The sequence below is a fragment of the Streptomyces sp. NPDC002580 genome (assembly GCF_042889485.1).
In the GTDB taxonomy this organism is placed as follows: Bacteria; Actinomycetota; Actinomycetes; order Streptomycetales; family Streptomycetaceae; genus Streptomyces.
Genome location: NZ_JBIAQZ010000007.1, coordinates 195,035 through 212,931, shown reverse-complemented (window position 1 = coordinate 212,931; position 17,897 = coordinate 195,035). Strand labels below are relative to the sequence as shown.

20 protein-coding genes are annotated in these 17,897 nt (G+C 72.5%); 7 read left to right on the top strand and 13 right to left on the bottom strand.

Annotated features, from left to right (window positions below):
* Positions 1-131 precede the first annotated feature (131 nt).
* Both ACFYW7_RS22530 and sigE read right to left on the bottom strand, forming a co-directional pair.
* A complete protein-coding gene (locus ACFYW7_RS22530; protein ID WP_389505032.1) occupies positions 132-1,109 on the bottom strand; it encodes a zf-HC2 domain-containing protein in 978 nt (325 codons plus the stop codon).
* Positions 1,106-1,804 carry an RNA polymerase sigma factor SigE gene (sigE, locus tag ACFYW7_RS22525; protein WP_389505030.1) on the bottom strand — a complete coding sequence of 233 codons (699 nt, stop codon included), beginning with the start codon at positions 1,802-1,804 and terminating at the stop codon, positions 1,106-1,108. Before sigE ends, ACFYW7_RS22530 begins: the two co-directional genes overlap by 4 nt.
* Positions 1,805-2,031: 227 nt before the next feature.
* On the opposite strand from sigE, the gene ACFYW7_RS22520 reads away from it, so the two are divergent.
* Positions 2,032-2,733 (top strand): O-methyltransferase, encoded by a 702-nt coding sequence (locus tag ACFYW7_RS22520; RefSeq protein WP_389505574.1) that lies wholly within the window; start codon positions 2,032-2,034, stop codon positions 2,731-2,733.
* 164 nt (positions 2,734-2,897) lie between these two features.
* Here the strand turns inward: ACFYW7_RS22520 and ACFYW7_RS22515 are convergent, their stop codons facing one another.
* Entirely contained in the window at positions 2,898-3,065 is a 168-nt protein-coding gene (locus ACFYW7_RS22515) for a DUF3117 domain-containing protein (protein ID WP_003966491.1), read from the bottom strand.
* Positions 3,066-3,428: 363 nt separating this feature from the next.
* On the opposite strand from ACFYW7_RS22515, the gene ACFYW7_RS22510 reads away from it, so the two are divergent.
* On the top strand, positions 3,429-4,232 hold the full coding sequence (locus ACFYW7_RS22510) for an enoyl-CoA hydratase/isomerase family protein (protein ID WP_389505028.1): 804 nt from the start codon (positions 3,429-3,431) through the stop codon (positions 4,230-4,232).
* 135 nt (positions 4,233-4,367) lie between these two features.
* On the opposite strand, the gene ACFYW7_RS22505 is transcribed toward ACFYW7_RS22510, so the two are convergent.
* Together ACFYW7_RS22505 and ACFYW7_RS22500 are read right to left on the bottom strand one after the other, a co-directional pair.
* Entirely contained in the window at positions 4,368-4,949 is a 582-nt protein-coding gene (locus ACFYW7_RS22505; protein ID WP_389505026.1) for a DNA-3-methyladenine glycosylase I, read from the bottom strand.
* Entirely contained in the window at positions 4,946-5,296 is a 351-nt protein-coding gene (locus tag ACFYW7_RS22500; RefSeq protein WP_389505024.1) for a DivIVA domain-containing protein, read from the bottom strand. Before ACFYW7_RS22500 ends, ACFYW7_RS22505 begins: the two co-directional genes overlap by 4 nt.
* A 171-nt stretch (positions 5,297-5,467) precedes the next feature.
* On the opposite strand from ACFYW7_RS22500, the gene folP reads away from it, so the two are divergent.
* Positions 5,468-6,328 (top strand): dihydropteroate synthase, encoded by an 861-nt coding sequence (folP, locus tag ACFYW7_RS22495; RefSeq protein WP_389505022.1) that lies wholly within the window; start codon positions 5,468-5,470, stop codon positions 6,326-6,328.
* A 133-nt stretch (positions 6,329-6,461) separates the two neighbouring features.
* On the opposite strand, the gene ACFYW7_RS22490 is transcribed toward folP, so the two are convergent.
* Both ACFYW7_RS22490 and dapE read right to left on the bottom strand, forming a co-directional pair.
* Complete coding sequence (locus tag ACFYW7_RS22490) at positions 6,462-7,220, bottom strand: TIGR00730 family Rossman fold protein (RefSeq protein ID WP_389505020.1); 759 nt, start codon at positions 7,218-7,220, stop codon at positions 6,462-6,464.
* 140 nt (positions 7,221-7,360) lie between these two features.
* Complete coding sequence (gene dapE, locus ACFYW7_RS22485) at positions 7,361-8,440, bottom strand: succinyl-diaminopimelate desuccinylase (RefSeq protein ID WP_389505018.1); 1,080 nt, start codon at positions 8,438-8,440, stop codon at positions 7,361-7,363.
* A gap of 129 nt (positions 8,441-8,569) precedes the next feature.
* Between dapE and ACFYW7_RS22480 the strand changes: the two genes are divergently transcribed.
* Together ACFYW7_RS22480 and ACFYW7_RS22475 are read left to right on the top strand one after the other, a co-directional pair.
* Positions 8,570-9,610, top strand: a complete 1,041-nt coding sequence (locus ACFYW7_RS22480) for a heavy metal transporter (RefSeq protein ID WP_389505016.1) — start codon at positions 8,570-8,572, stop codon at positions 9,608-9,610.
* 361 nt (positions 9,611-9,971) lie between these two features.
* The gene (locus ACFYW7_RS22475; protein ID WP_389505014.1) at positions 9,972-10,370 is read left to right on the top strand and encodes an ATP-binding protein; all 399 of its coding nucleotides are present in this window, start codon (positions 9,972-9,974) and stop codon (positions 10,368-10,370) included.
* 96 nt (positions 10,371-10,466) lie between these two features.
* Here the strand turns inward: ACFYW7_RS22475 and ACFYW7_RS22470 are convergent, their stop codons facing one another.
* Positions 10,467-11,561 carry a bifunctional succinyldiaminopimelate transaminase/glutamate-prephenate aminotransferase gene (locus ACFYW7_RS22470; RefSeq protein ID WP_389505012.1) on the bottom strand — a complete coding sequence of 365 codons (1,095 nt, stop codon included), beginning with the start codon at positions 11,559-11,561 and terminating at the stop codon, positions 10,467-10,469.
* 163 nt (positions 11,562-11,724) lie between these two features.
* A complete protein-coding gene (gene fdxA / locus ACFYW7_RS22465) occupies positions 11,725-12,045 on the bottom strand; it encodes a ferredoxin (RefSeq protein ID WP_030573070.1) in 321 nt (106 codons plus the stop codon).
* 140 nt (positions 12,046-12,185) lie between these two features.
* Here fdxA and ACFYW7_RS22460 point away from each other — a divergent pair, with 140 nt between their 5' ends.
* Both ACFYW7_RS22460 and ACFYW7_RS22455 read left to right on the top strand, forming a co-directional pair.
* Positions 12,186-13,217 (top strand): GNAT family N-acetyltransferase, encoded by a 1,032-nt coding sequence (locus ACFYW7_RS22460; RefSeq protein ID WP_389505010.1) that lies wholly within the window; start codon positions 12,186-12,188, stop codon positions 13,215-13,217.
* Between the two features lie 17 nt (positions 13,218-13,234).
* Complete coding sequence (locus ACFYW7_RS22455) at positions 13,235-14,086, top strand: tetratricopeptide repeat protein (protein ID WP_389505008.1); 852 nt, start codon at positions 13,235-13,237, stop codon at positions 14,084-14,086.
* A 37-nt stretch (positions 14,087-14,123) separates the two neighbouring features.
* On the opposite strand, the gene ACFYW7_RS22450 is transcribed toward ACFYW7_RS22455, so the two are convergent.
* The 4 genes from ACFYW7_RS22450 to ACFYW7_RS22435 are packed head-to-tail and all read right to left on the bottom strand — an operon-like array spanning position 14,124 to position 17,711.
* Positions 14,124-14,738, bottom strand: coding sequence for a response regulator (locus tag ACFYW7_RS22450; RefSeq protein ID WP_389505006.1), 615 nt, complete (start codon positions 14,736-14,738; stop codon positions 14,124-14,126).
* On the bottom strand, positions 14,735-15,958 hold the full coding sequence (locus ACFYW7_RS22445) for a sensor histidine kinase (protein WP_389505572.1): 1,224 nt from the start codon (positions 15,956-15,958) through the stop codon (positions 14,735-14,737). Before ACFYW7_RS22445 ends, ACFYW7_RS22450 begins: the two co-directional genes overlap by 4 nt.
* Before the next feature lie 5 nt (positions 15,959-15,963).
* Positions 15,964-16,704: an ABC transporter permease gene (locus tag ACFYW7_RS22440; RefSeq protein WP_389505004.1), complete on the bottom strand. Its 741-nt coding sequence runs from the start codon at positions 16,702-16,704 to the stop codon at positions 15,964-15,966.
* Complete coding sequence (locus ACFYW7_RS22435; protein WP_389505002.1) at positions 16,701-17,711, bottom strand: ABC transporter ATP-binding protein; 1,011 nt, start codon at positions 17,709-17,711, stop codon at positions 16,701-16,703. Before ACFYW7_RS22435 ends, ACFYW7_RS22440 begins: the two co-directional genes overlap by 4 nt.
* Between the last annotated feature and the right edge of the window lie 186 nt (positions 17,712-17,897).

The following is a 17,897-nucleotide window of genomic DNA, read 5'->3' as shown; positions in this document are numbered from 1 at the left end:
CACACCTGGCCCGCGGCACAACTCACCGACGGTCGCCGCGGACTTGTCGACCCCGCGCCCCTGATCCCTCCAGCGGGCGCGGCCCACCCCGGATTCAACCAGGTTCACGGGCCGCCGCGCAGAGGGCGGGGTCAGCGGACGGTACGGGAGGTGGGGGAGGTGGGGGACGAGGTGGCCGTGACGGACGGTGTGGCGGCGGGAGCGGCCAGCAGTCCCGGAGTCGCGACCTCCGGGGCGGCGGACCACGAGGTCAGCGCGAGCGGCTGGGCATCGGTCAGCGGACGTATGAGCGGGGACGTCGCGGCGGCGCCGGCGACCACCGGTGCGGCCGGTGTGTACAGCGCGTCCTGTCCATGGCCACCCGGAGCGGGGACCCCGGGCAGCAGCGGGGCGGACACCGCGGTCGGCGCCACCGGAGCGCTGCCGAGCGCCCGCTCGCCCTGGGCGAGCAACGGCCCGGCGGACCTGCGGCGCTGCGACTCGGGAGCCGTGGCGGTCCCCGGGCCCTGGGGGCGTGACGGCGTCACGTTGCTTCCGGCGCCGGACCCTCCACGTGCGTCCGCGGTGTCACCCGGCACTCCGGGGGACACTCCGCCGAGGGCGACGGCGGCCAGCGACACCGCGCCGGCCGCGGCGAAGGCGAACCGCAGCCCTCGCGAGGCCGAGCGCTCCGCCTCGTGACGGCCGACGTCATGGATCCGGAAACCGCGCCCCGCCGAGGGGGGCAGGACGTCGCCGTGCGGTCCGGTCGGCACGTAGCCGAAGGGCTCGCCCCGCATCCCGAAGATGTCGGGCATGCCGGAGCCCGCGGGACCGCCGGGAAGCGCGCCGCCGAATCCTCCGCCGCCCAGCCGTGGGCTGTCGGAGTCTCCGCCGCCGGGAAGCCCCTGAAGACGGGCCAGGAAGCTCTCGGAGGGCGGCGGCGGGGCCACTTCCGCGAAGACGTTCTTCAGTCGGCGCTGCGCGTCGGCCTCGGCCTTGCACTTCGCACAGGTGACGAGGTGGGCCAGCACGCGGTCGCGCGACTCATGACCGAGTTCTCCGTCCACGAGGGCGGAAAGCCGGTCTCCGAGGTGCTGCTCTGCAGGGGTGGGACGGGTTCCGGTCACGCGGTCGCGCCTCCTCCCCCCAGCACGGGCACACGGGCCGCGAACGAGCGTCGCTCGGCGCGGGCCTCGGGAGACCGGTGAGCCAGGGCTTTGCGCAGCTGGGAGCGGCCGCGGTGAATCCGGGAACGGACCGTGCCGAGCTTGACGCCCAGGGTCGCGGCGATCTCCTCGTAGGACAGTCCCTCGATGTCGCAGAGGACGACGGCGGCGCGGAACTCGGGCGCGAGGGTGTCCAGCGCCTGCTGGACGTCGGCGTCGAAGTGCGCGTCGTTGAAGACCTGCTGCGGGGAGGGCTCACGGCTGGGCAGCCGCTCGGCCGCGTCGTCGCCGAGGGCGTCGAAGCGGATGCGCTGCTTGCGGCGCACCATGTCGAGGAAGAGGTTCGTGGTGATGCGGTGCAGCCAGCCCTCGAAGGTGCCGGGCGTGTACGTCGACAGCGAGCGGAAGACGCGGACGAAGACCTCCTGCGTGAGGTCCTCGGCGTCGTGCTGGTTGCCCGTGAGGCGGTAGGCGAGGCGGTACACGCGGCCGCTGTGGGTGCTGACGATCTCCTCCCAGGTGGGCGGAGTCCACGCCTGCGACTCCGCGTCGGTGGAAAACGTCGCGGTCTGCGCCGGGGCAGCGGAGTGGTGCTGGTCAGCGGTGTCGGTCACGGATTTCGGCTCACCCGCCGATCTGAGCAGGCGCCTGAGCACCCCTCCCCGATCCGCAGGCGCAGCCGCACCTCCCCTGTCGGCTCTGGTGGTGTCCAGTGGAGCCCCTACCATAGCCACCTCGCCCGTTAGCTCCGGATAAGCGGTTTTACGAGAATTTGATACCTGCTCATATGGGCGCGCCACCACCTGCCCGTGGCCCCGCTCCGTGCGCTGCTCCATCGACTTCCCCCCGCTCGGTTCCCCCACCCCTCTAAACGCCCGGTCCCATCCGTGGGTTCCCGGCACCAACGGATACAGTCACGCCCAGGCAACCACGGGGACAGGAGAGGGTCATTACCGGCAACCGGCAGACGAGCTGGGCGGCGTTCGCCGACGCCTTTGTCGCCGAGGACGAGGCGCTGCGCTGGGCCCGGGACCGGGCCCACGAGGCAGGCCTGCGCTCGGTGTCGCCCGGCACGGGCGCCGCGCTGCGCCTGGTCGCCGCGACCCTGGACGCGAAAGCGGTCGCGGAGATCGGGACCGGGACGGGTGTCTCCGGAATTCATCTGCTGCACGGCATGCGGCCGGACGGGGTACTGACCACGGTGGATCCGGAGCCGGAGCGTCAGCAGTTCGCCCGCCAGGCCTTCCGCGCCGCAGGTTTCGCGAGCAACCGGGCACGGTTCATCCCGGGCCGCGCGCTCGACGTCCTGCCCCGTCTCGCCGACGCCGGCTACGACCTCGTCTTCTGCGACGGCGACCGGCTGGAGTGCCTGGACTATCTCGCTGAATCGTTGCGCCTGTTGCGTCCGGGCGGGCTCGTCGCCTTCGAAGGCGTCTTCGCGGACGGTCGCACCGTCGACTCGGGACCGCAGCCTGCGGAGGTCGGCCGGCTGCGCGAACTGCTGCGCGCGGTGCGTGAGAGCCAGGAGCTGGTTCCCTCGCTCCTGCCGGTGGGCGACGGCCTGCTGTGCGCGGTCAAGCGCTGATCCAGTTGCCCCGCCCGCCCCACGTCACACGTCGCTGACCAGGCCGTATGTCGCTCCCGGTCGCCGTCGACCGGTCGGCCCGCCCCTCCCGTACCCGGAAAAACAGCTTCCCCGGCACCATGTGCGGTACCGGGGAAGCCGAAGAGGTATGGTCGCGTTCCGCGTCAGCCGACGACCTTCTTGAGGGCGTCGCCGAGCGCGTCAGCCTCGTCAGGGGTCAGCTCGACGACGAGTCGACCGCCGCCTTCGAGCGGAACGCGCATGACGATGCCCCGCCCCTCCTTGGTCACCTCGAGCGGGCCATCGCCCGTCCGCGGCTTCATGGCCGCCATGCTCGTTCCCCTTCCTGAAACCAGCTCATCGTCGCCGACGGCCCCCTCGGAGGGCACGCACGTCCCCTCATAGGACACACGTCACCGGCATCGAACACATTGCTTCCAGGCCATTATCCCGCATCTCAGGACCCGATGACCAACATCAGTCGGCATCGCTTGCGCAACGCGCTTGAGCAAAACCACTCATTTCGGCGATGTGACTGCGATACTGCGCCGCCGCATGGACTTCCAGGGCCTCGAATTCTTTGACGCAGGTCACATGGCGCCCTCGCGCCACCGCCGGTGATCTCCGCCATGCTGTCTTCGGACACAGGACGTACCGCCCGGTACGACGGACCGTGACACCGGAGGGGACCCACCATGGCCGACACCGTGCTCTACGAGGTGAGCGACGGACTCGCGACCATCACGCTGAACCGCCCCGAGGCGATGAACGCGATGAACATCGAGACCAAGGTCGCCCTCCGGGAAGCCGCGCAGGCGGCCGCCTCGGACACCGCCGTGCGCGCGATCCTGCTGACGGCCGCCGGTGACCGGGCGTTCTGCGTCGGGCAGGACCTCAAGGAGCACATCGGGCTGCTGGCCGCCGACAAGCAGTCGGGCTCGGGCCTGACCATGAGCACCGTGCGCGAGCACTACAACCCCATCGTGCGGGCGCTGACCGGTGCCGCGAAGCCCGTGGTGGCCGGGGTCAACGGCGTCGCGGCCGGGGCCGGCTTCGGTTTCGCGCTCGCCGCGGACTACCGCGTCGTCGCCGACACGGCCGCCTTCAACACGTCGTTCGCCGGCGTCGCGCTGACCGCCGACTCCGGGATCTCCTGGACCCTGCCCCGGGTGATCGGCCCGAGCCGCGCGGCCGATCTGCTGCTCTTCCCGCGCAGCATCGGCGCGCAGGAGGCGTACGAGCTGGGCATCGCGAACCGACTGGTTCCGGCCGAAGATCTGCGCGCCGAGGCGGAAAAGGTGGCACGGGCGCTGGCGGCGGGACCGACGCTGGCCTACTCCGCGCTGAAGGAGTCCCTGGCGTTCGGGCTCACCCATTCCCTGGACGAGACCCTGGAGAAGGAGGACGAGCTCCAGTCACGGGCCGGCGCCTCCGAGGACCACACCATCGCGGTGCAGGCGTTCGTGAACAAGGAGAAGCCGAAGTACCTGGGTCGGTGACGGTCGGGGAGCGCGCGCCGCGGGCCGTCACCGGCCTGCGGCACAGCCCCCGGAATCCGCCGCGTCGGCCCGCCGCCGGCCGTGGCGGCGCCGCTCCGGTACCCGTGTACGCCCCCTGAAGGCGGCGTACACGGGTCAAGAGGCGTCGCGTGCCGCGCAGTCCACCAGGTGGTCGTTCACGAGGCCGCAGGCCTGCATCAGGGCGTACGCCGTCGTCGGGCCCACGAACCGGATACCGCGCTTCTTGAGCGCCTTGGAGAGGGCGGTCGACTCGTCGGTGACGGCCGGCACCTCGGAGAGCCTCGTCGGGGCCGGGCGGGTGAGGCCGTCGGGGGCGAACGACCAGATCAGCTCGTCCAGTTCGCCCGGGGACCAGTCGGCGAGCACGCGCGCGTTGGCGACGGTGGCCCGGATCTTGGCGCCGTTGCGGATGATCCCGGGGTCGGCGAGCAGGCGCTCCTCGTCGGCCTCCGTGAACTTCGCGACCTGGGCGATCTCGAATCCCGCGAAGGCCGCCCGGAACCCGGCCCGGCGGCGCAGGATGGTGATCCAGGACAGCCCCGACTGGAAGGCCTCCAGGCACAGCCGCTCGTAGAGCTCGTCGTCGCCGTGGACCGCCCGGCCCCACTCCTCGTCGTGGTAGGCCACGTAGTCCTCGGTGGACAGCGCCCAGGGGCAGCGCGGCGCGCCGTCGGGTCCGGCCAGCGCGTCGCTCACCGCTCGTCCTGCGGGTGCTTGCGCAGCGAGGTGGCGGTGCTCGCCGCGCGGGCACCGGCGAGCGCCGACTCCAGGTCGGCGATACGGGCGTCCCGCTCGCCGATCTCGGCGCCGAGGCGGCCGAGGGCGTCGTCGACGTCGGCCATGCGGTAGCCGCGCACGGCGACGGGGAAGCGCAGCGCGTCGACGTCGCCCCGGTGCACCGGACGGTCGTACGGCAGCGGGTCGTGCAGCAGCTCGGGCTCGGCGTCGGGAAGGGGGGTGCTCTCGCCGCCACCCACCACGGACAGGGTCACCGCGGCGACCACGACGGCGAGCGCGACGACCAGGAACAAGAACATGAACATCGCTGAGGTCCCCACGCTCTGGTGCCGGCGCGGGTCGCGTCGGCGCGGAAGTACTGATCTGACGTAAGCGGTCCGACACGGAAGTGTCAGGCTCCGATCGTGCCATGCGAGTCTGACAGTTAAGGTCGCAGGCGGCTTATCGGCGGGACTTACTGGGAGAGGTCATAGGGGATGCTCAGGCTGGGCAGGCGTGAATTCGGCGCGCACGAACCGGTGATCATGGCGATCGTGAACCGGACCCCGGACTCCTTCTACGACCAGGGAGCCACCTTCCGCGACGAGCCCGCGCTCGCCCGCGTGGAGCAGGCGGTGGCCGAAGGGGCCGCCATCATCGACATCGGCGGGGTGAAGGCCGGCCCGGGCGAAGAGGTGACGGCCGAGGAGGAGGCACGCCGGACGGTCGGTTTCGTCGCCGAGGTCCGCCGGCGCTTCCCCGACGTGATCATCAGCGTCGACACCTGGCGGCACGAGGTCGGCGAGGCGGTCTGCGAGGCCGGTGCCGATCTCCTCAACGACGCCTGGGGCGGGGTCGATCCACGGCTGGCCGAGGTGGCCGCCCGGTACGGGGTGGGGCTGGTCTGCACGCACGCGGGGGAGTCCGAGCCGCGGACCCGCCCGCACCGGGTCGGGTACGACGACGTGATGGCCGACATCCTGCGGGTGACGCTCGCACTGGCGGACCGGGCGGTCGCCCTCGGGGTGCCCCGCGAGTCGGTGCTCATCGATCCCGGACACGACTTCGGGAAGAACACCCGGCACAGCCTGGAGGCCACGCGGCGGCTGGAGGAGATGGTCTCCACCGGCTGGCCGGTGCTCGTGTCGCTCTCCAACAAGGACTTCGTGGGCGAGACGCTCGACCGGCCGGTGAAGGAGCGGGTCGTCGGCACCCTGGCGACCACCGCCGTCTCGGCCTGGCTGGGGGCGCAGGTGTACCGCGTCCACGAGGTCGCGGAGACGCGTCAGGTCCTGGACATGGTGGCGTCGATCGCCGGACACCGGCCGCCGGCGGTGGCCCGGCGGGGACTGGCGTAGCGGACCGCCCACGGGGGCCCGGTGGGACCGGCCCGGCGGACCGCCCATGGGGCCCGGGAGGCGCCCGGTCGGCGGCCCCTCCCGCGCCCCCGGCCCTCCGGACCCCGGGCGGACGGCGTCCCCAGGACCCGCTCTAGCGGCCGGCCTCCTTCGACACCAGGGCCACCGCCTCGTCGATGTCGTCGGTCAGGTGGAACAGCATCAGGTCCTTCTCCGCCGCCTTGCCCTGGGCGATGAGGGTGTTCTTGAGCCAGTCGACGAGGCCGCCCCAGTAGTCCGTGCCGAACAGCACGATGGGGAAGCGGGTGACCTTCTGGGTCTGGACCAGGGTGAGCGCCTCGAAGAGTTCGTCGAGGGTGCCGAGGCCGCCGGGCAGGACCACGAAGCCCTGCGCGTACTTGACGAACATCATTTTCCGGACGAAGAAGTACCGGAAGTTCAGGCCGATGTCGACGTACTGGTTCAGCCCCTGCTCGAAGGGGAGCTCGATGCCGAGACCGACGGAGATGCCCTTCGCCTCGCAGGCCCCCTTGTTGGCGGCCTCCATCGCGCCGGGCCCACCACCGGTGATCACGGCGAACCCGGCTTCGACCAGGCCGCGGCCGAGGGCGACTCCCGCCTCGTACTCGGACGAGTCCACCGGGGTGCGGGCCGAACCGAACACGCTGATGGCGGGCGGGAGTTCGGCCAGCGTGCCGAAGCCTTCGATGAACTCCGACTGGATGCGGAGCACCCGCCAGGGATCGGTGTGCACCCAGTCCGAAGGACCGCCCGCGTCCAGCAGTCGCTGGTCCGTGGTGCTGGCCTGCACCTGATCCCGCCTGCGCAGCACCGGGCCAAGCCGCTGCTCGTCCGGTGGCCGCTTCTTTCCCTCCGGGTTGCCAGTAGCCATGTCCACTCCCTCCGCGTACGGATCTCCCCCGCACCGGCGGGGCCGGTGCGGGGGAAGGTCGTTCCGCCCCAGCGTAGATCTCCGCCGGTTACGGCGGGGGGACGTGGGCATGTCCGCCGTCGGCCACCCTCGCGTACGCCTCAGGCGGTCAGCCAGGCGCGCAGCCGTTCCTCCCCCGCGAGGATCTTGGCCGTCTCCACCCGCTCGTCCCGCTTGTGCGCCAAGTGGGGGTTCCCGGGGCCGTAGTTGACGGCCGGAACGCCCAGCCCGCTGAAGCGGGAGACGTCCGTCCAGCCGTACTTGGGCTGCGGGGTCCCCCCGACCGCCTCGATGAAGGCGGCGGCCGCCGGGTGGGAGAGACCGGGGAGCGCGGCCCCGCTGTGGTCGTCGATGACGAACTCGTCCACACCGCAGTCGGCGAAGACCTCGCGGACGTGCTCGATCGCCTCCTCCTCGGTGCGGTCGGGCGCGTAGCGGAAGTTGACGGTGACGACGCACTCGTCGGGGATGACGTTGCCGGCGACTCCGCCCGAGATGCCGACCGCGTTGAGGCCCTCCCGGTACTCCAGGCCGTCGATCACCGGGTAGCGCGGCTCGTACGCGGCCAGCGCGGCCAGGATCGGGGAGGCCGCGTGGATCGCGTTCGAGCCCATCCAGCTGCGGGCGGAGTGGGCCCGTTCGCCCTTGGTCCTCAGCAGCACGCGCAGCGTGCCCTGGCAGCCGCCCTCGACCTGTCCGTCGGAGGGTTCCAGGAGGACGGCGAAGTCGCCCTCCAGCCATTCGGGGTGGGCCTCGGAGACGTGCTTCAGCCCGTTCAGGTCGGCCGCGACCTCTTCGTTGTCGTAGAAGACGAAGGTGAGGTCCCGGTTGGGTTCGGGGACGGTGGCCGCGATACGGAGCTGGACCGCGACACCCGACTTCATGTCGCAGGTTCCGCAGCCCCACAGCACGCCGTCCGCGTCGAGCCGGGAGGGCACGTTGTCGGCGATCGGCACGGTGTCGATGTGCCCGGCGAGGACGACACGCTCGGCGCGGCCCAGGTGCGTGCGCGCCACGACGTTGTTGCCGTACCGGTCGACCGTCAGATGCGGGAGGGCGCGCAGGGCCGCCTCGACGGCGTCCGCGAGCGGCTTCTCGTTGCCGCTCTCCGAGGGGAGGTCGACGAGCTGCGCGGTGAGCCGGGCTGCGTCCAGGGTGAGGTCAAGCGGGGTGTCGGCCATGCCGACGACCCTAGCGCGAGAGGCCGAGGGGTCCCGAAAGCAGCCGGATGCGGTCGTATCCCCCGGGCCGCGCTCCCGTTGTCCACAGCCCCACGGAAGGCCGACGGCGACCTCCAGTACCTTGTACGCGTGCCAGAGCCGTCCCCCACTCCAGTCCGGCGCCGCGGTCGCCTCCTGCGCTTCGCCGGAGCCGTCATGGTCCTTTTCGCCCTCGCGGGCTACCTCGGCGTGCAGTACCTCACGGGCGGCACGGGCGCGCCCCGGTGCAGAGTCGTGTCCGGCAAGGGCGACGGCGCGTCGTACGAGTTCACCCCCGAGCAGGCGGTGAACGCGGCGACGATCTCGGCGGTCGGCACCTCCCGCCGCATGCCCGAGCGCGCGGTGGCCATCGCCCTCGCGACGGCGCTCCAGGAGTCGGGGCTGCGCAACATCCAGCACGGCGACCGGGACTCCCTCGGGCTGTTCCAGCAGCGGCCCTCGCAGGGCTGGGGCACGCGGAAGCAGATCATGGACCCGACGTACGCGGCGGGCATCTTCTACGAGCACCTGGCCAAGGTGCCCGGCTACTCGCGGCTGCCGCTGACCGTCGCCGCGCAGCGCGTGCAGCGCAGCGGCTATCCGCAGGCGTACGCGAAGCACGAGCCGGACGCCACCCTGCTCGCCGCCGCCCTGACCGGCCGTGCGGCGGCCACGCTGACCTGTGAGGGACGCCCGGACGCGACCCCGGCGCGCGGCGCGGGCCCGGTGCGGGCCGCGCTGGCGCGGGACTTCGGGCGCGATGTGCTCCAGGAGGCGGGCGCCACGGTGGACGCCGAGCGCGCCTCCGCTTCCCCGGCGCCCGACGCCACGGCCGCCACCGCGTCGTCCACCGCCTCGGGGGCCTCCCCCACGACCGCCGCCTCCGCCTCCCCGGCGAAGCCCGGCGACCGGACCGTGACGGTCCCCGTGCGCGAGGGCGCGACCTCCGGGACCGGGGCACTGCGCCACGGCTGGGAGCTGGCGCACTGGGCCGTGGCGAACTCCTCCGCCCTGCACATCGAGCGGGTGTCCTACGCGGGCCGCGAGTGGACCGCGGGGACGTCGGAGGGCTCGTGGCGCACGGCCGACGCCAAGGGCGGTTCGGCCGGGAGCGGGGCCGCGGCCGAGGTCCGGATCGTGGCCGCGCAGTAGTACGGACCCTCACCCGTCGGGAGGACCCGGCCCCCTGTGGACCGGTGACGCGCGCGGCCTCGCGTGCCGGCTCCGTCATGCGGGAATTCCCTTGGGAGCAAAGGGTCACGGGGATCCGGCGGGATACGCGACCGGGCATCGTTTGCCCGTTTTTATCCACAACCGATAATGCGACCCATTGCGAACTCTTTACGTCGGGCCACCGCAACCTTCGCGGGCTTCGAGCGGTAGTCAGTGCGTCCGAGCCCGGAACGATCACCGCGGACGATCAGCGGTGGTCGGCGCGGTCGGTCGGCAGCCAGCCGGTCAGCCGCGGGACGCGGTCGGACACTTCCCCGTTCTCTCCCGTCTAAGGAGCACCATGTCCCTCCCCCTGACCCGCCGGATCGCCCGTGTCGTGCTGCTCGTCGCGGCCGGAGCGGCGCCCGTGGTCGGTGCGGCAGGCTCCGCCTGCGCGGCAGAACTTCCGGCCACCCCCAGTCTCGGCGGGCTGACCGCCCTGGACGGGGCGAGCGTCGGCAACACCGTCGACGGAGCGGCGCAGAACGTCACCAAGGTCGCCGGCAAGTCCGGCGGCAAGGTCGCCAAGAAGGCCACGTCGGCCCCGCGGAAGGCGGTCGGCGACACCGCCGGGCGGGCCGGTGGCCTCCTCGGCGCGACCACGAAGACCGCGTCCAAGGGCGGACTGCCGACGGACGCTGTCACCAAGGGCGGCCTGCCGACGGAGCAGCTGCCGCTGAAGGGCCTCCCGCTGGGCTGAGCCGGCGGGTACCCGGCCGGCACGTACGGCGACGGGGGCCGGGGGAACTCGCTTCCCCCGGCCCCCGTTCCGCGTTGCCCGCCGGACGCGTCGCGGTTACCGGAGGCGTTCCACCGCCGCCGCGACGCGCTCGTCCGAGGCGGTCAGGGCGACCCGGACGAAGGTCCCGCCCGCCTCGCCGTAGAAGTCGCCCGGAGCCACCAGGATGCCCAGGTCGGCCAGGTGGGCGACCGTGGACCAGCAGGACTCGTCCCGGGTGGCCCAGAGGTACAGGCTCGCCTCGCTGTGCTCGATGCGGAACCCGTGGCCCAGGAGGGCGTCGCGCAGGGCGGTGCGGCGGGCGGCGTACCGGTCGCGCTGTTCGCGGACGTGGGTGTCGTCCGCGAGGGCGGCGACCACGGCGGCCTGCGTCGGCGCGGAGGTCATCATGCCGCCGTGCTTGCGGATCGCGAGGAGCTCGCCGAGGACGGCCGGGTCGCCCGCGAGGAACGCGGCGCGGTAGCCGGCCAGGTTCGAGCGCTTGGAGAGCGAGTGGACCGAGACGATCCCCTCGTAGGAGCCGCCGCAGACGTCCGGGTGCAGCACCGAGACCGGGTCGGCCTCCCAGCCCAGCTCGATGTAGCACTCGTCGGAGAAGACGAGGACGCCGTGCTCCCGGGCCCAGGCGACGATCCGCCTGAGCTCCTCGGTGGGCAGGACCTCGCCGGTCGGGTTCGACGGGGAGTTCAGCCACAGCAGCTTGAGGTCCGTCGGGTCCAGCTCGGTCGGGTCGTCGTAGGCCACGTGGTCCGCCCGCGCGAGCCGCGCGCCGACCTCGTACGTCGGGTATGCGAGCCGCGGGTACGCGACCTTGTCGCCGGGGCCGAGCCCGAGCTGGGTCGGGAGCCAGGCGACCAGTTCCTTGGACCCGACGATCGGCAGGACGTGGCGGTGCGTGACGTCCCGGGCGCCGAGCCGTCGCTCCACCCAGCCCGTGAGCGCGTCCCGCAACTCGGGCGTGCCCCACACGGTGGGATAGCCGGGCGAGTCCGCGGCCGCGACCAGAGCCTTCTGGATCAGCTCGGGCACCGGATCCACCGGGGTGCCGACGGACAGGTCGACGATGCCGCCCGGGTGAGCGGCGGCGGTCGCCTTGTAGGGCTCCAGCTTGTCCCAGGGGAAGGTGGGAAGCCGGTCGGAGACTGCGGACACGGGATCGGGCTCACTTTCTCGTACGGACGACCCGTGCGACCCGTACGAACGGATACGGGCTGCCGCACGGATGCTGCACGGGCCGCTACGGCAAACGCCTCGGCCCCGCACGGCGATCGGAGCGATCAGCCGGTACGGGACCGAGGCGGCGTATGCGGGCCGCTTACTGGTTCTGCGGCGGCAGCGCTGCGATGAAGGCGTGGTCGCGCTCGATCAGGCCGAGCTTGCTGGCGCCGCCGGGCGAACCGAGCTCGTCGAAGAACTCGACGTTCGCCTTGTAGTAGTCCTTCCACTCCTCGGGAGTGTCGTCCTCGTAGAAGATCGCCTCGACCGGGCACACCGGCTCACAGGCTCCGCAGTCGACGCATTCGTCCGGGTGGATGTACAAGGACCGGGAGCCCTCGTAGATGCAGTCGACCGGGCACTCCTCGATGCACGCCTTGTCCTTGACGTCGACACAAGGCTGCGCGATGACGTAGGTCACGCTGTCGTTCCTCCTCGATAGGGCGCTGGCGGGCCTGTCGTAGGCTCCGCCGCCTGGCGCGCGGGAGCGCGGCTCGTCGATGCCCGCCCCTAGTATCTCCGTTCTTGGGCACGATCCGAACAGGAGGGGTGAACTGACCCGTGGAATTCTCTGCCGCCGGCCGCCTCGAGGTCCGCGTTACCGCCGCTGACGTGGGGAAACGCGTCTCAGTACGCCGCCTGACCGACGATGGAGACACGGTGGAGAAGTTCACCGACACGGTCGGCGTTCTCACATCATGGGACGACGGTGTGCTGCTGATCACACGACGGACCGGAGAACGTGTCCGGATCGCGGAATCCTCCCTGGTCGCGGCCAAGATCGTGCCCGCTGCCCCGGCTCGCAGACGCGGTCCCGCGGCGTCCTACGAGGAGCTGGCGCGGGTCTCCGCGCGGGCCTGGCCGCCCGTGGAGCATGAGCGGCTCGGCGGCTGGGAGCTGCGGGCGGCGAGCGGGTTCACCCGGCGCGCCAACTCCGTGCTGCCGCTGGGCGACCCGGGGATGCCGCTCGACCGGGCGCTGGGGTCCGTACGGGACTGGTACGCCGCCCGCGGCCTGCCCGCCTACGTCCAGACCGCGACCGGGGCCGAGGGCACCCAGGAGCAGCTCTGCGCGGAGCTGGAGGAGCGCGGCTGGACGCGTGAGGTGACGGCCGAGCTGTGGATCGGCGCGCTCGCGCCCGTCGGGGACCGGGAGGCACCCGGTGTCCTGCTGTCCCGCACGGCCGACGAGGCGTGGCTCGGCCGCTACCGGCGCAAGGGTCTGAGCGACGTGGCCCTGAAGGTGCTGGGCGGCGGTCCCTCGGTGTGGTTCGCGACGGTGCCCGGCGCCGGGGGCGCGGCGCCGGCCGCGATCGGACGCTGCGTGGTGGACGGCCGCTGGGCCGGTTTCGCCGCCGTCGAGGTCGATCCGGCCCAGCGCCGCCGGGGTCTCGCCGGCGCGGTCATGGCCGCGCTGGCCCGCCGCGCCCTGGACGAGGGCGCCTCGGCGGCGTGGCTCCAGGTGGAGGCCGACAACATCGGGGCACGGACGCTGTACGCGGGGATGGGATTCGGGGCGCATCACGCGTACCACCACTACCGCGCGCCACGGGCGCAGCAGGTACCCGGCGACGACAGCTATCGATCGACGTGACGGGGCACGAGCCCGCCATGCCTTCCCCTCAGCCACCGGAGCCGGAGCGAGCCGACGAGGTGCGGCGGCGGTTCGCCGACGAGGCACGCGCCGAGCATCCCGATCTGGCGGCGCTGTGCCTCCTGGTGGGCGCCGCCGCGGACGGGACGCTGGACGAGGCCGCGACGGACGCCGCGCAGATCGAGCTGGACCGGCTGGCCGGCCTGCTGCCCTTCCGTCCGGGCGGTCCCCGGTCCTGGGCCGCCGCGCTCGCCGGACTCCTCGGCGCGCGCTGTGGATTCCGCGGCTCGCCGGGCGACTACCAGCGGCTGGAGTCCTCCCTGCTGCACGCGGTGCTGCGGCGTCGGCGCGGGCTGCCCATCCTGCTCTCGGTGGTGTGGATGGAGGTCGCGCGACGGGCCGGGGCACCGGTGTACGGGGTCGCGCTGCCCGGCCACTTCGTGGTGGGCTTCGGGCCCCCCGAGGACCAGGTCCTCGTCGACCCCTTCGACGGGGGGCGGGTCCTGACCGGCTCCGACGCGGAACTCCTGGTCGCGGGCGCGACCGGCGCCCCGCTCGACCCGTCGATGCTCACCCCCGCCGACCCGCTCGACGTCGTCGTCCGCGTCCTGAACAACATCCGCGCCTGGGCCGCGGCCCGGCCAGAACGCTCCGACGTGTCCCTGTGGTCGGTGGAGCTGTCCCTGCTGCTGCCCTCGCACCCTGCCCGCCTGCGGTACGAGCGCGCCCAACTCCTCGTCCAGCGAGGTGATTTCCTGGGCGGGGCCGCCGAACTCGACTCCTACGCCGAGGTGGTCGCCGCCGTCGACGAACCGGCCGCCGCCCGGGTGCGCCAACAGGCCAACGCGGCACGGTCGATGCTCAACTGACGCTCCCGGAACGGCCCCTGGGCCACTCCCCGGAGACCTACAGCCAGCCCTTCTCCCGGGCGATCCGGACCGCCTCCGCGCGGTTGCGGACCGCGAGTTTCTGGATCGCCGTGGAGAGGTAGTTGCGGACCGTGCCCTGGGAGAGGTGGAGGGCGGTGGCCAGTTCGGCGTTGGTGGAGCCGTCGGCGGCGGCGCGGAGGATCTCGCGTTCCCGGTCGGTGAGCGGGTTGGCGCCCTCGGCCAGCGCGGCGGCGGCCAGCGTGGGGTCGATGACCCGCTCGCCGTCCAGCACCTTGCGTACGGCCTGGGCGAGTCGGGCGGCTGGGGCGTCCTTGACCAGGAAGGCGGCGGCGCCCGCTTCCATGGCGCTGCGGAGATAGCCGGGGCGGCCGAAGGTCGTGAGGACGATCAGCTTGAGGGCGGGGAACTCCTTGTGGAGTTCGGCCGCGGCCTCTATCCCCGTCATGCCCGGCATCTCGATGTCGAGGAGCGCCACGTCCACGTCGTGCGCGCGGGCCGCCGCCACCACCTCGTCGCCGCGGGCCACTTGGACGACCACCTCGATGTCCGGCTCGAGGCCCAGCAGCGCGGCCAGCGCCTCGCGGACCATCGACTGGTCCTCGGCGAGCAGGACCTTGATCGTGCGGCTCATGCACCGGATCCTACGGGGTCGCCCGGCGCGACCGCAGAGGCTCGGTCGTCCCCCGTCGGCACCCGCGCGACCAGTCGGAACCCGTGCTTCAGGCGGCCCGCCTCCAGCGATCCGCCCGCCTTCTCCAGCCGTTCGGTCAGTCCCGTCAGGCCGTTGCCCGGGGCGGCGCCGGACGAGCCGCCCGAGCCGTCGTCCTCCACCGACAGTTCGAGCGCGGGGCCGTCCAGCGTCTGGCGCCGGACGAGTTCCACCACGCAGCGCCGGGCGCCGCTGTGCCGTACGACGTTGGTGACCGCCTCGCGCAGGGCCCAGGCCAGCGCCGACTCGCTCTCCTCGGGAACGCCGTGCAGGTCCGGTTCGGCCGGCAGGTCGGCGATGACGTCCGCCGCGGTCAACGCGACCTGGGCACCCGCGAGTTCACCGGCCAGCCGGGGCCGCCGGTAGCCGGTGACCGCTTCTCGGACGTCGACCAGTGCCTGGCGGCTCACCTGCTCGATGTCGGCGACCTGCCGGGCCGCCTTGTCGGGGTGGTCCGGGAGCATCCGCCCGGCCAGCTCGCTCTTGAGCGTGATCAGCGAGAGGGAGTGGCCGAGCAGGTCGTGCAGGTCCCTGGCGAGCCGCAGGCGCTCCTCGTTCGCGGCGAGCTGGGCGACGGTGGCCCGCGCCTTGCGCAGCTCCACGGTCGTACGCACCAGTTGGCGTACGCCGGTCATCGCGAAGCCGATCAGGACGACGAGCAGGACGAGGTTGCGCGCGTCCCGCTCGCCTCCGTGGAGACCGACGAGCAGCATCACGACGGCGGTCAGCGGGATGGTCCAGTACGCCACGCGCAGCGGGAACGTCGTCCCGCAGGCGACCGACACGTACACGAACAGGCCGAGCCAGGGCGCGCCGAGCGTCAGGGACAGGACGACGGACAGGGCGCCGAGGGTGATCACCATGAGGGTGACGGCCAGGGCGCCGGTGAACGCCTTGCCCATGTTCCGGAACACCAGCGTCAGATAGACCGCGACGAAGGCCGCGAGGCCGACCCAGCCGGCCGCTGTGGCCGCGGGGGTGTGGGCGCCGGAGGCGAGGTCGTGGACCGGTGAGCCGAGGAACACCAGCCAGACGACGATCCACACCGACTTGCGCAGGGCCTCGCGGAGGTTCCGCGGGGACTCTCCCATCCGTACGAGCCGGTCCGTGCGGGCCTTGTCGGGCATCGGGTCTTCCGTCATGGCGCTCACGCCTTCAGCGTGTCCTTCCGGTACAGCCAGGCCGCGCCGCCCGCGAACAGGGCGAAGGACACGGCGAGGATGGCGACGTCCTTCGCGTGCGGGGCGTTCCCCAGTTCGATGGCCTGCCCCAGGGCAGCGTACGCGTGCGTGGGAAGCCACTTGGCTATGTTCTGGAGCCAGTCGGGGAAGGTCGTCGTCGGCATCCACAGGCCGCCGAGCATCGACAGACCGAAGTAGACGATCATCGTGATCGGCCGGACCGAGTCCCCGCTGGCGAGGTAGCCGATGGCGACCCCGAGGGCGGCGAAGACCAGGCTGCCGGCCCAGATCACGCCGGTGAGCGCGAACCACTGCCAGGTGTCCAGGCGTACGTCCTTCACGGCCGCGGCGACCACGAAGACGATCACGATCGAGGGCAGGCTGATCACGGCGGCGCCGGCCGTCTTGGCGAACACATAGCCGCGGCCGGGCAGCGGGGTCAGCCGGAGCTGCCGCACCCAGCCGCTCTCCCGTTCCTTCGCGATGCGCTCGCTGTTGCCCATGAGGACGGCGGTCAGGGCGCCGAAGGAGGCCATGGAGACCATGAAGAAGGTCGGCAGGGTCAGGCCGGTGCCGTCCACCTTCGTGGTGCCGTCGGCGCCGCCCGCGATCAGCAGGAACAGGGCCGATGGGTAGATGACCGAGAAGAACAGGAACTTGCGGTTGCGCAGGGCGCGGGTGAGCTCCAGCTTGATGAGACTGTTCACTTGGACGCGGCCTCCTCGGCGGCGGTGCGGTCGGCGTTCGCGGCGGAGGTGCCGCTCGCCGCCTCGGCGGCGGCGCGGTTGGCCTCCTCCGCCTCGGTGATGGCGACGAAGGCCTGCTCGAGGCCGAGCCCGGCCACTTCGAGATTGCGGGGGTACACGCCGAGCCCGTACAGCGCGTGGACGGTCGCGTCCGCGTCGGAGGACTGGATGCGGACGGTCTGCCCGGACACGTCGATCGAGGTGAGGAAGGGCAGGCCGCGCAGCGGGGCCTCGTCGATCGGGCCCTCCAGGTCGAAGGCGACGCGGCGGGCGCCGGCCCTGGCCTTGATCTCGGCGGCGGTGCCGTCGGCCAGGAGCCGTCCCCGGTGCAGGACGAGGACGCGGTCCGCTATGGCGTCGGCCTCCTCCAGGTAGTGCGTGGCGAACAGGACCGTACGGCCCTGGTCGGCCTGCTCGCGCATGGTGGCCCAGAACGCCTGCCGGGCGGAGACGTCCATGCCCGTGGTGGGTTCGTCCAGGACGATCAGGTCGCTGTCCCCGGCCGTGGCGAGGGCGAACCGGACGCGCTGCGCCTGGCCGCCGGAGAGCTTGTCGACCTTGCGGTCGGCGATCTGGGTGATCCCGGCGCGGGCGAGCACGTCGGTGGGGCGGTACGGCCTCGGGTGCAGATCGCAGGCGAGCTTCACGAGCTCGCCCACGGTGACCTCGTCCATCAGTCCGCCGCTCTGGAGCATGGCGCCCACCCGGCCGGCGACGATCGCCTCGCGCGGGCCCGTGCCGAACACCCGGACGGTGCCGCTGTCGGCGTTCTTCAGGCCGAGCAGCAGGTCCAGGGTGGTCGACTTGCCCGCCCCGTTGGGGCCCAGCAGGGCCACGGTCTCGCCGGGGTGCAGGTCGAGCGTCAGCCCGTCCACGGCCCGGACGTTCCCGTAGCTCTTGGTCACCGAGTCGAACCCGACCACCGAGGGGGTGGTGGTCGGGGTGGTGGTCGCCGCAGTGGTTGTCATGCGGTCCATCGTGGCGGCGAAGGGGGTGCCGACGGCAGTGCGGTCTGTCCCCGGTAGCGGATGACAGATGTCATACGGGCGGAGCCGGCCGGGGGTGGCGGGCGGAGCCCCGACCGGAGGGGCGGGGGTTTCGCCCGCCCTGACGGGCCCGTGCCCCGCGGCGGCCCGTGCGGTACGGCAAGAGGG

Bases quoted from the DNA above. Each gene is read 5' to 3' on its own strand.
- ACFYW7_RS22445 (WP_389505572.1), bottom strand. From the start codon at position 15,958: ATGACGGAAGACCCGATGCCCGACAAGGCCCGCACGGACCGGCTCGTA.
- ACFYW7_RS22475 (WP_389505014.1), top strand. From the start codon at position 9,972: ATGTCCCTCCCCCTGACCCGCCGGATCGCCCGTGTCGTGCTGCTCGTC.
- ACFYW7_RS22510 (WP_389505028.1), top strand. From the start codon at position 3,429: ATGGCCGACACCGTGCTCTACGAGGTGAGCGACGGACTCGCGACCATC.
- ACFYW7_RS22515 (WP_003966491.1), bottom strand. From the start codon at position 3,065: ATGGCGGCCATGAAGCCGCGGACGGGCGATGGCCCGCTCGAGGTGACC.
- ACFYW7_RS22435 (WP_389505002.1), bottom strand. From the start codon at position 17,711: ATGACAACCACTGCGGCGACCACCACCCCGACCACCACCCCCTCGGTG.
- folP (WP_389505022.1), top strand. From the start codon at position 5,468: ATGCTCAGGCTGGGCAGGCGTGAATTCGGCGCGCACGAACCGGTGATC.
- dapE (WP_389505018.1), bottom strand. From the start codon at position 8,440: ATGGCCGACACCCCGCTTGACCTCACCCTGGACGCAGCCCGGCTCACC.
- ACFYW7_RS22455 (WP_389505008.1), top strand. From the start codon at position 13,235: ATGCCTTCCCCTCAGCCACCGGAGCCGGAGCGAGCCGACGAGGTGCGG.
- ACFYW7_RS22450 (WP_389505006.1), bottom strand. From the start codon at position 14,738: ATGAGCCGCACGATCAAGGTCCTGCTCGCCGAGGACCAGTCGATGGTC.
- ACFYW7_RS22490 (WP_389505020.1), bottom strand. From the start codon at position 7,220: ATGGCTACTGGCAACCCGGAGGGAAAGAAGCGGCCACCGGACGAGCAG.
- ACFYW7_RS22500 (WP_389505024.1), bottom strand. From the start codon at position 5,296: ATGTTCATGTTCTTGTTCCTGGTCGTCGCGCTCGCCGTCGTGGTCGCC.